The organism is Caballeronia sp. GAWG1-1 (genome assembly GCF_023631465.1).
GTDB lineage: Bacteria > Pseudomonadota > Gammaproteobacteria > Burkholderiales > Burkholderiaceae > Caballeronia.
This window is the reverse complement of record NZ_JALQDB010000023.1, coordinates 1-14,112: the sequence shown is the minus strand read 5'-3', so window position 1 is coordinate 14,112 and position 14,112 is coordinate 1. Positions and strand designations below refer to the sequence as shown.

Below are 14,112 nucleotides of genomic sequence, written 5' to 3'. Positions count from 1 at the left end.
TCGCGCGCGGTCTTTCCAGGATGCCGGCATGTCAGGACTCGATTCCGCGATCGCCACGATTATCGCCAGCCGGACCGAGCTCCTTCTGTCCGCGCTGCGCGCCAACGCCGGTTCGACCGGCCAGACGACCACGCAGACGGGCGTTTCCTTGTCCGTCGCGACGCCCGCCGGAACCGCGGCGGGCGCATCCGCGCCGACGCTCGCTCCGGTGGCGTCCGCGCAAACCGAACTGTCGAGCGTGGCCCGCACGCTCGATGTCATTTCCCGCCTGGGCGGCGCCGCGCCCGCGATTCTCGGTGATACCCCGCTCTGGCCGACACCGCCGCGTCCCGCGAGCGCGTTCGCCGCGCTGACCACGGGGCTTTTCGATACCGCTTTCTCCTCCAATGCCGCCGCCGTCGCGGCCGCGCGCGCGGCGAGCCAGAATCTGCCGCCGTTACCGGCGTCCGCGCTGGCATCGGAGCTTGCGAAAACGGTGGCGCAAAGCGGCCTCTTCTACGAGTCGCATCTCGTGCAATGGATGGCCGGGCAGCGCAGCACGGCGTCGCTCGCGAGCGAACCGCAGGCGCGCATCGATCCGCGCGCGCTGACCTTGCCGCTCGATTTGCCGGGCGCCGAAAGCATCGCGCGCGATACCGCCTTCGACGACACGCGCCCACCGGCGTTTGCCTCGACACAAACCGATCTGTCCGATCTGCACGCCGAAACGCATAACGTCGCGATGCCGCAAACGCCGCAGCAAGCGGCGGCGCTCGCGGCATCGGTACGGGATGCGCCCGCGCTGGCGCTGTCGAATTCGCAAAGCGCGCCGTCCGCGCCCGCTTCGCCGCCCGCCGCGCCGCAGCCGAGCCAGCATGAATCGGCGCTGCAGGCATCGCTCGATGCGGGTATTCATCCGGCGACGCTCACGGTCGTGCGTCAGCAACTCGACATACTCGCCAACGAGCAATTCCGCTGGCAGGGCGAAGCGTGGCCGGGGACGCGTTTCGAGTGGGAAGTGGCGCGAGAGCCGCGTCCCGCCGTGGATACCAGCGAGGAACGCGCGTGGCGCACGCGCGTCACGTTGTCGTTGCCCGCGCTCGGCTTGGTGGACGCCGAACTCGTGCTGACCGGCGACAAGCTGGTCGCGCGTCTGAGGGCGAGCGATACGGGCGCATCGCGTTTTTCCGCCGATGCCGCCGCGTTCCAGCGTCAGCTCGAAGCGGCGGGCATCGCGCTGGCGTCGTTCAGCGTGCGTTCGATGGATGGCTCGGGCGCCGCCACGGGCGACATCGACCTGGACGCGCCGAAACCAGTGCGTTCGCCGCTCGAGCATTTATTCCGCGCGCCGCCGGGTGGAGAAGTGACATGAGCAATCCACTGTATTCGCGCAAGCAGGCCACCGCGCTCACTTACGATGCGGGCAGCCGCGAAACGACGCCGCGCGTCGTGGCGAAGGGCTACGGCGTGGTCGCGGAAATGATCGTGCAGCGCGCGAAGGAAGCGGGCGTGTATGTCCATGACTCGCCGGAAATGGTGTCGCTCTTGATGCAGGTCGATCTCGATTCGCATATTCCCCCCGCGCTTTATCAGGCGGTGGCGGAGCTGCTGGCCTGGGTTTATCGGCTGGAGAACGAGGAGCCGGTGAGGGAAGCGGGACGCCGCTAAAACTCGAAAGCCCGCCTCACGATCGCCGCATGATCGAAGCGCGCGGGCAACGTGCCATACACGCGGCCGGTTTCGCCGCGCGCATCGCCCAAACGGCTTTCGATGAACGCCTGTGCCACCTCGTCCGGCGCATGTCTCGCCAGCAATACGCCTTGTGCACATAAGGTCAATTGCTGCGCGATGCGCCGCGCCGATGCCTCGCGCGACGCCGGATCGCTCGTCAAACTAGTCAAGAGCGTCTGCAAAGCCGCACCGAGCGCCGGATGCGCGCTTGCGGTATCGCGCCAGTCGTCGATTAGTGCGTGCGCCGCGTCCTGCTCGCGCTCGAACGCACGCAGCACGTCGAGACACATGACGTTACCCGAACCCTCCCAGATCGAATTGACCGGCGCCTCGCGATAAAACCTCGCCATCGGCCCGGTTTCGACGTAGCCGTTGCCGCCCCACACTTCCATCGCCTCGCCGGTGAATTCGAGCGCGCGCTTGCAGACCCAGAACTTCGCCGCAGGCGTGACGATGCGCCGCCACGCGCGTTCGCGCAACGCCGCTCCCGCCGATGCGCTCTGCTCGAACGCCCCGGCCAGCCGCATGAACAACACCGTCGCGGCTTCCGATTCCAGCGCGAGGTCGGCGAGCACGTTGCGCATCAAGGGCTGATCGGCGAGATGCGCGCCAAACGCGCTGCGATGCCGCGCATGATGGATCGCTTCGACCAGCGCCGCGCGCATCAACGCCGCGCTGCCGACCACGCAATCGAGCCGCGTGTAGTTCGCCATTTCGATGATGGTCGGCACGCCGCGTCCTTCATCGCCGATCATCACGCCGTAGGCATCGAGAAACTCGACTTCGCTGCTCGCGTTCGAGCGATTGCCGAGCTTGTCCTTCAGACGCTGCACGTGCACGGCGTTCTTGCGGCCGTCGGGCACAAAGCGCGGCACGTAAAAGCAGGAGAGTCCGCCTTCGTCCGCCGTGCGCGCGAGCACGAGATGCGCGTCGCACTGCGGCGCCGAGAAAAACCACTTGTGTCCGATTAACCGATAGTCCCCGCCGCGCCCGGGTGTGCCGAGCGCATGCGCGCGCGTGCGATTGCCGCGCACGTCGGAGCCGCCCTGCTTTTCGGTCATGCCCATGCCGATCAACATCGATCGCTTGCCGGCTTCGAGGGCGATGTCGCGCGAATCGTGCTCGCGCGACAGGAGCGGTGCGGCGAGCCGTGCATAAAGCGCGGGTTCATTGCGCAAAACGGGGATGCTCGCGAAGGTCATCGTGACCGGACACAGCGATCCGGATTCGAGTTGTCCGTGCAGAAAGTAACCGGCGGCGCGCGCGGCCATCGACCCGGCGCGCGCCGAAGGTTCGAACGGCAGCGCGTGCAGACCTTCTTGCCGCAGACGTCGCAGCAGTTCATGCCAGGCCGGATGAAACTCGATTGCGTCGATACGCTCGCCACGCGCGCTGTGCGTGCTCAGCTCCGGCGTATGCCGGTTGGCGAGATCGGCGAGCGCGAGCACTTCCGGTTGTGTAAGCGCGCGGCCGTCGCGGTGGAGCGCCTCGGCATGCCAGTGCGCGCCTTCGCGCTCGAGCGCGGCAACGAGCGCGCGGTCCGCGGCGAAGGCGTCGTAGTCGACAAGCGGCGGCGACTGATTCGTGACTTCGTGTGTCTCGAACAAGGGTGCGTGGTTCATCGTGTGTCTCCCGTGCGAGCTTGCGTCGGCTAATCGCAACACGCGTGGTCAAAAATGATCCTCTATCTCTATTTAACGATGATAGGCCGCACGCCCGACTAGCGTGTAGCGCTGCCGCTCGCTTCAATCTGGCCGGGCGCTCGCGTTTGGTCTTAAACCATTCCTATATTTTTCTGATGCGAACTCTTAAAGACCAACCGGATGAGAGAAATCCGATTGTTTGGCTACCACGGCTGACGGACAGGAGGCCGAACCTATAATCGCCGAGACCCTTATGGCCTGAGGTTTACAGGCCTCTTCTGGAAGTCTTCTCAATGAGCATCAACCTCAATCAACTCGTTCAAGGCGCCTTGACCGAGAGCGTATTGCAACACCTGGCTGCACGCGTTGGCTGCACGCAGGAGTCCGCGAGGCGCGTCGTCGGACTATGCGCGCCAGCACTCATCGGCTCGATGATGAACAAGGCGGCGTCGCTGGATGGCGCACGCAGTCTGTTTGCATCCGTCATGTCGCCGGGCGTGAACACGCATATCGCCGAGGAACTGCCGCACTTCGTTCTCAACGACGAAGGCATGCAAACGCTCCTCGCCACCCATTCGACGGTGGATGGCGTCATTGCCTCGCACGACAATCTCAATGCGCTCGCCGAGCGTATTTCCGAATACACGGGCGTGGCGGCGAGCGCATCGCGCACGTTGTCGGGCGTCGTGGGCGCGACCATTCTCGGTATCCTCAAGCGCTATTTCACTCAGCACAACGGCCATATCGGCCAGTTGCCCACGCTGCTCGGGCATCAATTGCCGGTCGTGCGGGCCAACATGACGGATTCGTTCGCGAATGCGCTGGGGCTCGGCTCGGTCGGCGCGTTCCTCGCGGGCGTGGCCTCGCGGCTGAAGGCGGTGTCCTCGCATCTCGGTCATCCGGCTACCCAAGAAGCAGCGTCGTTCCCCATTCATGGCGAACAAGAACCGGCCGTGGAAACCGCGCAAACAAACGACAAGGGACCGCGCCGCAAATGGCTGTGGGTCGCCAACGCCGCTGCTCTCGCGTTGCTGGCCGCGCTCGTTGCGCGCGGCTGTTCGACCGAAAACAAGTCGAAAGACGTGACGGCCGAAACGCGCACGGACGCCTCGGCGGCATCCGACGCCGCATCTGCATTCAGCGCCAGCGCCAGTGACGATCAGGCATCGCAAGCCACGGCTTTGGCGCCCGATCAGGCATCGTTGCCGACCATTTTGCCGGGCAAGGACGCAAGCCTGTCCATGACGGTCGACGCCTCCGGCATTCCCACGCTGAAAGCCACGGTGAACAGCGAGCAGGAACGTCAACGCCTGATCGACATGCTGTCGGCCAAGCTCGGCGCGGACAAGTTCCACGCGAACGTGACCGTCGATCCCGACACGAAGCCCGCCGCGTGGCTCGACAAGCTCGAAGGCCTGCTGCCGTTGATGACGCTGCCGGGCGCCGATCTGCAGATTACCGGCGACACGATCACCCTGAGCGGCGGCGCAAGCGAGCCGAAGCTCGGCTGGGTCGACAAGCTGAAGGCGCTGTTCGGCGCCGGCTGGACGGTCGGCACGCAATCGGCTCCGGTTGCGGCTCCGGCATCGGAAGCGCAAGCCAATCAAGACGCGGATGCCTGCTCGGCTCCGGCTATCGTCAAGACGCTGAACCTGAAGCCGGTCAACTTCGGCACCGGTTCGAACACGCCGCCGCCGGTTGCCATGGCGGCGCTCGCTGCATCGGCGAAGGCGCTGAAGGCCTGCGACACGCAAGCAAAGCCAATTCAGCTTCAGATCGCAGGCTATTCGGACAACACGGGCGGCGCGGCGCTGAATCTTCAGTTGTCGAAGAAGCGTGCGGAAGCGGTGCGTTCGTACCTCGTTCAGCACGGCATTCCTTCTGATTCGCTGACAGCTCAAGGCTTTGGCGACGCCAATCCGGTCGCCGACAACTCGACCCCCGCTGGCCGCATGGCTAATCGACGTATCGAGTTCAAGCAAGCCGACTGAGCGTCACGCTCCATCTCGGCGCGATGCGTCGAAAAAGCGCCGGACCGCTTTGAAGCGGTTCGGCGCTTTTTTTACTGCGCGCCAGGCGCATCAGGCAAGGGAACTCCCGTTCAACGCATTACAGCGCCTCGCCACGCTTCAGCCGCGGAAAGCCATCGGCCATGAAATCCTGATCGACATTCGCGGGCAGTATTTCGCGCGCGACTTCGATCCACGCTCGCGCCGCATGCGACAGATATCCGTTGCGCCGCCAGCCGACGGCCATATCCCAGCGAATCTCGGGCGCGACGACCGGCCGGCAGGTGAACGCCTCGGCATCCAGGCGGCCGCAATAAGGCGCGGGCAACAGCGCGATGCCGATGCCAGCCTGTACCAACGCCGCCATGAAATCCCAATGCCCGCTGCGACCGACGATCGTCGGCGCGAACCCCGCCGCGCGGCACGCGTTCAGCACGACGTCGTTGAGCGCGAGACTTTCGCCGTAGAACACAAAGGGTTCGGCTGCCAGATCGGCGAGCGCTACCTCGTTCAGACCGTCCCAGCGCGAACCTTTTTGCGCCACGAGCCACAAGAGTTGCCGGCTGACGGGCAGCACATCGAACGTTTCGGCATCGACTGGCTGCAGCACGCCGCCAAGTTCGAGTTCGCCTTCGATCAACGCAGCCTCGATCGCCTTTGAGCCTTGCTCGAACAGCTTCAGCTCGATTTTCGGATACCGCTCCCTGAAAGCAGCAATGACGGGCGTGAAGAGCGCGCCGCCCATCGGCGGAATGCCGATCGTCAGCGTGCCGCGCCCGAACGTGCCTAGATCGTTCAGTTCCGCTTCGAGCCGCGCATGGGCCGCGAGCACATCGACGCCACGTTGATAGACGATTTGCCCGGCATCGGTCAGGACCATCTGACGGCCTTCCCGCAATAAAAGCGGCGAGCCGACCTCGTCTTCTAGTGACTTGACCATTTTGCTGATGGTCGGCTGAGTGACGAACATATGCTCGGCGGCAGCAGTAAAGCTCTTTTGCTTGACCACCTCAATGAAATACCTCAACGCGCGCAATTCCATGTGAGATTCCAGATTGGAATGATTTGGATAATGCTAAGTCATTTTTTTTATGTAAATGGTGCACTTATACTCCGTCTACAGGTTAACCCTAGTCATTCGCCCCGAGCCCGCCATGTCCACCGTTCTTTCCGCCCCATCCGCCTTCGCTAACGCCCGCATGGCGCTTGCCCGCGTGACGCGCATCGCGATTCAATCGGCGGCGCTCGCGGCGATCTGGTTCATCGCGGACCTGGCCGCGCGCAAGTTGGCGCTGCCGGTGCCAGGTGGCGTCGTTGGACTAGTCGCGTTGTTGGCGCTCCTGTTCTGCGGCGGCGTGGCGCCGCGCTGGGTCAAGGCGGGCGCCGACTGGCTGCTGTCGGACATGCTGCTGTTCTTCATCCCGGCGGCCGTGGCGGCGGTCCAATACGGCGGGCTTTTCATGGAAGAAGGCTGGCGTTTGGCGCTGGTTGTCGTCGCGGGAACGCTGATGGTGATGGTGGCGGTGGCGTTCGCCGTGGATCGGGCGGCGCGCCTGGAGCGTCACCTTGCGCTGCGCCGGGCGCTCCACGCGCGGCAAGCTGCGCGCGCCTGAGCCATGAGCCACTTCTACGCTTCGCTGCTCCAAGACGACGCTGCGCGCCTGATCGCCGCCGGATGCTTCGTGATGACCGTCGTCCTGTACTTCGTGTCGAAGCGTCTTTATGCGCGCTTCAAAAGTCCGTGGCTGACGCCGCTTCTGGCTGTCCCGGCGGTGCTTGCGGCGATCGTCGTGACGGCGCGCATTCCATACCCCGTCTATTTCGCCGATACGCGCTGGCTCATGTGGCTGCTCGGGCCAGCCACCGTGGCGTTCGCGGTGCCGATCTACGAGTACCGGTCGCTCCTGAAGCGGCACTGGATTTCGTTGAGCGTCGGAGTGACGGTTGGCATTCTGGTGGCGGTCGGCGGGTCGATTGCGCTTGCGAAGTTGCTGCATCTGTCGCCGGAACTGCAGCGCAGTCTCGCGACGCGTTCGATATCGACGCCATTTGCGCTCGCGGTATCCGACAAGATTCACGCGCCGCGCGATCTGACCGCGCTTTTCGTCATCGCGACGGGCGTGTGCGGCATGCTCTTCGGCGAGATCGTGCTGGCGCTGGTGCCGCTGCGCACGCGGCTTGCGCGCGGAGCGTTGTTCGGCGCGGCGGCGCATGGCGTCGGCACCGCGAAGGCGCGCGAACTCGGGAACGAAGAGGGCGTCGTCGCCAGCTTGACGATGATGATCGCGGGCGTGGTGATGGTGCTGCTCGCGCCGGTTTTGAGCATGTTGCCGATATAGGCCAGCGTCGCAGCGCGTGCCGTTGTTCAGTCACCCCCATCAATCAGACTGCGCTTAATCCCGCATTCGCATTCCGCCGACTTTTGCTACAATCTTCGCTCGCCCCCGAGGAGCGTTGCGACGGGTTTCACCCGCCAGGCTCGGAGGCTTCAATCGGACGGTTCGAAGGCACATAAACAAGCCCGCTGAGCCACCGCATCGAACGGCGCTCACGTCAAAATTTCTAGTCTTTTTTAGAAAGGAGGGCGTGATGAACGCCGCAGTTCTCGATTCCAAGAATTCCCAGGATTACGTTGTTGCCGACATGTCGCTCGCCGCATGGGGCCGCAAGGAACTCGACATCGCCGAAACGGAGATGCCCGGTCTCATCCAGACGCGCGAGGAATACAAGGCGCAACAGCCGCTGAAAGGTGCGCGCGTCGCAGGCTCGCTGCACATGACCATCCAGACCGGCGTGCTGATCGAAACGCTGACCGCGCTCGGCGCCGACGTGCGCTGGGCATCGTGCAACATCTTCTCCACGCAGGATCACGCTGCCGCCGCCATCGCCGCGGGTGGCACGCCGGTGTTCGCTTTCAAGGGCGAATCGCTCGACGAATACTGGGAGTTCTCGCACCGCATCTTCGAATGGCCGAACGGCGAATTCGCCAACATGATTCTGGACGACGGCGGCGACGCCACGCTCTTGCTCATCCTCGGTTCGAAGGCCGAAAAAGACCGCTCGGTCATCGGCAAGCCGACGAATGAAGAAGAAGTCGCGCTGTACAAGTCGATCGCTTCGCACCTCGATGCCGACCCGACGTGGTACTCCACGCGCCTCGCGCACATCCAGGGCGTGACGGAAGAGACGACCACAGGCGTGCATCGTCTGTATCAGATGGAGAAGGAAGGGCGTCTGCCGTTCCCGGCCATCAACGTGAACGATTCGGTCACGAAGTCGAAGTTCGACAATCTGTACGGCTGCCGCGAATCGCTCGTGGATGGCATCAAGCGCGCCACCGACGTGATGATCGCCGGCAAGATCGCGGTCGTGGCGGGCTACGGCGACGTGGGCAAGGGCTGCGCGCAGTCGCTGCGCGGTCTGGGCGCCACTGTCTGGGTCACGGAGATCGACCCGATCTGCGCGCTGCAAGCGGCAATGGAAGGCTACCGCGTCGTGACGATGGAATATGCCGCCGACAAGGCCGATATCTTCGTGACGGCAACGGGCAACTACCACGTCATCAACCACGACCACATGAAGGCGATGCGCAACAACGCCATCGTCTGCAACATCGGTCACTTCGACTCCGAAATCGACGTCGCTTCCACGCGCCAATACACGTGGGACAACATCAAGCCGCAGGTCGATCACATCATCTTCCCGGACGGCAAGCGCATCATTCTGCTGGCTGAAGGACGTCTCGTGAATCTCGGCTGCGCAACCGGCCATCCGTCGTTCGTGATGTCGAACTCGTTCACGAACCAGACGCTCGCGCAGATCGAACTGTTCACGCAAGGCGACAAGTACGAGAACAAGGTGTATGTGCTGCCGAAGCATCTCGACGAGAAGGTCGCGCGTCTGCATCTGGGACGTATCGGCGCGGAACTGACGGTGCTTTCGACGGAGCAGGCCGGTTATATCGGCGTCGACAAGAACGGTCCGTTCAAGCCGAACCACTACCGCTATTAATCCGCTACTGACAAGGCACGCGGCGGCGTGGCCGCGCACGGATCGGGAGGTTCGTGCGCGGTACAAAGACACATTGCATCAACCGGAGAACACTCGATGACCGTGCTGCTGACATGGCTGATCAACGCGCTCGCGCTTCTGATCATCACCTATCTCGTGCCGTCGATCCACATCCGCAGTTTCGGCACGGCGCTCATCGTGGCCGTGGTGCTCGGGCTCATCAACGCAGTGCTGCGCCCGGTGCTCATCATTCTCACGTTGCCCGTGACCATCCTGACGCTCGGCCTCTTCATCCTCGTGGTGAATGCGCTGTGTTTCTGGCTGTGCTCGTCGCTCTTGAAAGGCTTCGAGGTGACGGGTTTCTGGTCCGCGTTCTTCGGCTCGATTCTATATAGCATCGTGTCGTGGCTTCTGTCGGCGCTCATCTTCGGACAGCGCAACTTCGGCTGACGCCGCGCACACCACGCCTCGCCGCGCGTACACACACCACCATGAAACCGATCGAACTTTCATTCGAGTTTTTCCCGCCGAAGACGCAGGAAGGTGTGGACAAACTGCGCGCCTCGCGCGCGCAACTGAAAACGCTCGCGCCGAAGTTCGTCTCCGTGACGTTCGGCGCGGGCGGCTCCACGCAGCAAGGCACGCTCGACACCGTGCTCGAAATGGCCGCGGAAGGCTTCGAAGCGGCGCCGCATCTGTCTTGCATCGGCTCGTCGAAAGACAGCCTGCGCGCGATTCTTTCGCAGTATCGGGAGCACGGCATTCGCCATATCGTCGCGTTGCGCGGCGACTTGCCTTCGGGCATGGGTGAAGTCGGCGAGTTGCGCTATGCGTCCGAACTCGTGGCGTTCATTCGCCAGGAGCACGGCGACTGGTTCAACATTGAAGTGGCGGCGTATCCGGAGTTTCATCCGCAATCGCGTTCGCCGCGCGCCGATCTCGAAAACTTCGCGCGCAAGGTGAAGGCGGGCGCGAACTCCGCGATCACGCAGTACTTCTTCAACGCGGACGCCTACTTCGAATTCGTCGATGAAGCGAAAAAGCTCGGCGTCGATGTGCCTATCGTGCCGGGCATCATGCCGATCACCAACTTCACGCAGTTGATGCGCTTTTCCGAGATGTGCGGCGCGGAAGTGCCGAAGTGGATCGCGCGCCGGCTCGAAAGTTACGGCGACGACCGCGAGTCGATCCGCGAATTCGGCGTCGATGTGGTGACGGGTCTGTGCCAGCGTCTGATCGACGGCGGCGCGCCCGGCTTGCATTTCTACACGCTCAACGGCGCGTGGGCGTCGAAGACGGTTTGCGAGCGGCTCGGCGTCAAGAGCGTCTGAGTTTGTTTTACCCGCGCGGCGTTCGTCCGCGCGGTCCTTACTTTCCTCCTCGTTTAGCACTTTTTTCGGGCGTTTTAGTACCCGACGGCGCACTTTGCGCAGGCTGCCGGCACCTTGCGCGGATATTTCGCCATCCGAGCTATCACGCTTAGGCATAGGCGATAACCTAACCGCATCGAACCAACCGGCAGCCGTAAATCCAGTGGGGAAAACGACCACACACGTAATATTTGTTCATGCTAGGGTAGCGCCCGAATTTGCTTGCGCCGTTTCATCCGGCAGATTCGCGTGGCTGGCAGCACCGCCGATGCGATCAAGTAATATCGCGCTACGTCAGTTGAAAGCTGGCATCGACCTGGAGGAAACATGAAGAAGAATGGCCTGTTGCGAGTCGCCCGCGTGTCGGCGCTCATGGGCGCCGTCGCCACGGCAACGCTATTCGCGGCGAACGTCGCGAATGCCGCCATCCCCAACAAGACGCTGGTGTACTGCTCGGAAGGCAGTCCCGCCGGTTTCGATCCCGCGCAATACACCACCGGCACCGACTTCACCGCGAACACGTTCACGGTTTATAACCGCCTCGTCGAATTCGAGCGCGGCGGCACGAAGGTCGAGCCGGGTCTCGCCGAAAAGTGGGACGTGTCGGCGGACGGTTTGACCTACACCTTCCATTTGCGTCACGGCGTGAAGTTCCAGACGACGTCGTACTTCAAGCCGACGCGCGAATTTAACGCGGATGACGTCCTCGTCACGTTCAACCGCATGCTCGACCCGAACCAGCCGTTCCGCAAGGCATATCCGGTTGCGTTCCCGTACTTCACAGACATGGGCCTCGACAAGCTCATCGCGAAGGTGGAGAAGGTCGATCCCTACACCGTGAAGTTCACGCTCAAGGAAGTGAACGCGCCATTCATCCAGAACATGGCGATGGAATACGCGTCCATTCTCTCGGCCGAATACACGGACAAGCTGGTGAAGGACGGCAAGGCCGCCGACATCAATCAGTATCCGGTTGGCACGGGACCGTTCATCTTCCGTAGCTATACAAAGGATGCGACCATTCGCTTCGACGGCAATCCGGATTACTGGAAGCCGAACGCGGTGCAGGTGTCGAAGCTGATCTTCTCGATCACGCCCGATGCCGCCGTGCGCGTGCAAAAGCTGAAAAGCAACGAATGCCAGGTGATGAGCTATCCGCGTCCGGGCGACATCGAGTCGCTCAAGTCCGCATCGAATCTGGATACGCCGTCGCAGGCCGGTTTCAACGAAGGTTACGTGGCCTATAACGTGACCAAGAAGGGGCTGGACAACACCGACGTGCGCCGCGCGCTCGACATGGCGATCAACAAGAAGGCGATCATCGATTCCGTGTATCAGGGCGCGGGCCAGGCGGCCACCGCTCCGATGGCGCCGACTCAATGGTCCTACGACAAGAACCTCAAGACGAGTCCGTACGATACGGCCAAGGCCAAGGATCTGCTCGCGAAGGCCGGCTTTCCGAACGGCATGGATATCGACCTTTGGGCCATGCCCGTGCAACGCGCGTACAACCCGAACGCACGTCTGATGGCCGAGATGATCCAGGCCGACTGGGCGAAGATCGGCGTGAAGGCAAAGATCGTGTCGTACGAATGGGGCGAGTATCTCAAGCGCGCGCACGCGGGCGAGCATCAGGCGCTCTTGATCGGCTGGACCGGCGACAACGGCGACCCCGACAACTGGCTCGGCACGCTGCTCGGTTGCGACGCGGTGAAGGGCAGCAACTTCTCGAAGTGGTGCTATAAGCCGTTCGACGATCTGGTCGTGAAGGGCCGTTCGACGAGCGACGTGGCGGCGCGCACGAAGGCTTACATGGACGCGCAGCAGATCTTCGCGCAACAGCTGCCGTTCTCGCCGATCGCGCATTCGACGGTGTATCAGCCGGCCAGCAAGAAGGTGACGGGCCTGAAGATCGAACCGCTCGGCTATGTGCGTTTCGACGGCGTGGGCATGCAGTAAAGCGAGAGCATCCGCAAAACGCAGCTTGCAAGCGGAACGCTTTTTGCACTAAACCATAATTAGTCGAACAGGACCGGCGGCGCGGGTCGAAAACGATCCGCGCCGCCGGTCACTCTTCCAAATCCCCAAGTACGAACCAAAGGGCGATCATGTTCCGATTCGTTTTGCGACGCATAGGAATGGTGATACCGACGTTCATCGGCATTACGATTCTCGCGTTCGCGCTCATCCACCTGATCCCGGGCGACCCCATCGAAGTAATGATGGGCGAACGCGGCGTGGACCCGGCGATGCACGCCGAAGCCATGAAGCGCTTAGGTCTCGACGAGCCTTTACCGCTTCAATATCTCCACTATGTCGGCCATGCGCTCAAGGGCGATCTCGGCATGTCGATCATCACCAATACGAGTGTGATGAGCGAATTCATGGCGCGCTTTCCGGCGACCGTCGAACTCTCCATCTGCGCGATGATCTTCGCGCTCATCGTCGGTCTGCCGGCGGGCGTGGCGGCGGCGCTCAAGCGCGGCACGGTGGTCGATCATGGCGTGATGGGCACCGCGCTCACGGGCTATTCGATGCCGATCTTCTGGTGGGGCTTGATCCTCATCATGTTCTTCTCGGCGAGGCTCGGCTGGACGCCGGTGTCGGGGCGGATCGCGGTGGAATACGACATTCCGCACGTCACGGGCTTCATGCTGATCGACTCGATCTTCTCCACCGATGAAGGCGCGTTCAAGTCCGCGGTGAGCCATCTGATATTGCCGACCATCGTGCTCGGCACGATTCCGCTCGCGGTGATTGCGCGCATGACGCGTTCGTCGATGCTCGAAGTGCTGCGCGAGGACTACATTCGCACGGCACGAGCGAAGGGGCTTTCGCCGTTGCGCGTGGTGATCGTGCATGCGTTGCGCAACGCGCTGATTCCCGTGGTGACCGTGATCGGCTTGCAGGTTGGCACGTTGCTCGCGGGCGCGGTGTTGACGGAGACGTTGTTCTCGTGGCCGGGCGTCGGCAAGTGGCTGATCGATGCCATTTCGCGTCGCGATTATCCCGTCGTGCAGGGCGGCATTCTGATGATCGCGTCGCTCGTGATCTTCGTGAATCTGATCGTCGATCTGCTGTACGGCGTGTTGAATCCGCGCATTCGCCATACAAGGTGAACATGTACCACCCCCACGCTCACATTCGTTCGCTGCCCCCCGAGGGGGCGCATGCCTCTCTTGAGGCGGCTCGGCGAGAGGCATAGAAATGTACCACCCCCACGCTCACATTCGTTCGCTGCCCCCCCAAGGGGGCGCATGCCTCTCTTGAGGCGGCTCGGCGAGAGGCATAGACATGTACCACCCCCACGCTCACATTCGTTCGCTGCCCCCCGAGGGGGCGCATGCCTCTCTTGAGGCGGCTCGGCGA

General features: G+C 62.9%; 12 protein-coding genes and 1 riboswitch. Of the genes, 10 read left to right on the top strand and 2 right to left on the bottom strand.

Annotation, left to right across the window (positions count from 1 at the left end):
• The first annotated feature begins 28 nt into the window (after positions 1-28).
• Together fliK and NCT03_RS13445 are read left to right on the top strand one after the other, a co-directional pair.
• Positions 29-1,351, top strand: a complete 1,323-nt coding sequence (fliK, locus tag NCT03_RS13450) for a flagellar hook-length control protein FliK (RefSeq protein WP_250492790.1) — start codon at positions 29-31, stop codon at positions 1,349-1,351.
• Positions 1,348-1,647, top strand: coding sequence for an EscU/YscU/HrcU family type III secretion system export apparatus switch protein (locus NCT03_RS13445; protein WP_244826529.1), 300 nt, complete (start codon positions 1,348-1,350; stop codon positions 1,645-1,647). The genes fliK and NCT03_RS13445 overlap by 4 nt, the downstream gene beginning before the upstream one ends.
• Here the strand turns inward: NCT03_RS13445 and NCT03_RS13440 are convergent.
• Positions 1,644-3,332 carry an isovaleryl-CoA dehydrogenase gene (locus tag NCT03_RS13440; protein ID WP_250492789.1) on the bottom strand — a complete coding sequence of 563 codons (1,689 nt, stop codon included), beginning with the start codon at positions 3,330-3,332 and terminating at the stop codon, positions 1,644-1,646. The two genes, NCT03_RS13445 and NCT03_RS13440, sit on opposite strands and share 4 nt — an antisense overlap.
• A 314-nt stretch (positions 3,333-3,646) precedes the next feature.
• On the opposite strand from NCT03_RS13440, the gene NCT03_RS13435 reads away from it, so the two are divergent.
• Positions 3,647-5,344 carry an OmpA family protein gene (locus tag NCT03_RS13435; protein ID WP_250492788.1) on the top strand — a complete coding sequence of 566 codons (1,698 nt, stop codon included), beginning with the start codon at positions 3,647-3,649 and terminating at the stop codon, positions 5,342-5,344.
• Positions 5,345-5,462: 118 nt separating this feature from the next.
• On the opposite strand, the gene NCT03_RS13430 is transcribed toward NCT03_RS13435, so the two are convergent.
• Positions 5,463-6,404 (bottom strand): LysR family transcriptional regulator, encoded by a 942-nt coding sequence (locus NCT03_RS13430; protein ID WP_250466025.1) that lies wholly within the window; start codon positions 6,402-6,404, stop codon positions 5,463-5,465.
• Between the two features lie 112 nt (positions 6,405-6,516).
• Between NCT03_RS13430 and NCT03_RS13425 the strand changes: the two genes are divergently transcribed.
• The 7 genes from NCT03_RS13425 to NCT03_RS13395 all read left to right on the top strand — a co-directional run bounded on the left by NCT03_RS13425 (position 6,517) and on the right by NCT03_RS13395 (position 13,862).
• Positions 6,517-6,975 (top strand): CidA/LrgA family protein, encoded by a 459-nt coding sequence (locus tag NCT03_RS13425; protein WP_250492786.1) that lies wholly within the window; start codon positions 6,517-6,519, stop codon positions 6,973-6,975.
• Positions 6,976-6,978: 3 nt separating this feature from the next.
• Positions 6,979-7,701 carry an LrgB family protein gene (locus NCT03_RS13420; RefSeq protein ID WP_250466023.1) on the top strand — a complete coding sequence of 241 codons (723 nt, stop codon included), beginning with the start codon at positions 6,979-6,981 and terminating at the stop codon, positions 7,699-7,701.
• A gap of 101 nt (positions 7,702-7,802) precedes the next feature.
• Positions 7,803-7,919: riboswitch (S-adenosyl-L-homocysteine riboswitch) on the top strand.
• A gap of 32 nt (positions 7,920-7,951) precedes the next feature.
• Positions 7,952-9,373 carry an adenosylhomocysteinase gene (gene ahcY, locus NCT03_RS13415; protein WP_250466021.1) on the top strand — a complete coding sequence of 474 codons (1,422 nt, stop codon included), beginning with the start codon at positions 7,952-7,954 and terminating at the stop codon, positions 9,371-9,373.
• Positions 9,374-9,469: 96 nt separating this feature from the next.
• On the top strand, positions 9,470-9,823 hold the full coding sequence (locus NCT03_RS13410) for a phage holin family protein (protein WP_244826521.1): 354 nt from the start codon (positions 9,470-9,472) through the stop codon (positions 9,821-9,823).
• Between the two features lie 41 nt (positions 9,824-9,864).
• Positions 9,865-10,704, top strand: coding sequence for a methylenetetrahydrofolate reductase [NAD(P)H] (gene metF / locus NCT03_RS13405; protein ID WP_244826520.1), 840 nt, complete (start codon positions 9,865-9,867; stop codon positions 10,702-10,704).
• A gap of 366 nt (positions 10,705-11,070) precedes the next feature.
• On the top strand, positions 11,071-12,702 hold the full coding sequence (locus NCT03_RS13400; protein ID WP_244826519.1) for an ABC transporter substrate-binding protein: 1,632 nt from the start codon (positions 11,071-11,073) through the stop codon (positions 12,700-12,702).
• A gap of 149 nt (positions 12,703-12,851) precedes the next feature.
• Complete coding sequence (locus NCT03_RS13395; RefSeq protein WP_244826518.1) at positions 12,852-13,862, top strand: ABC transporter permease subunit; 1,011 nt, start codon at positions 12,852-12,854, stop codon at positions 13,860-13,862.
• The last annotated feature ends 250 nt before the right edge of the window (positions 13,863-14,112 follow it).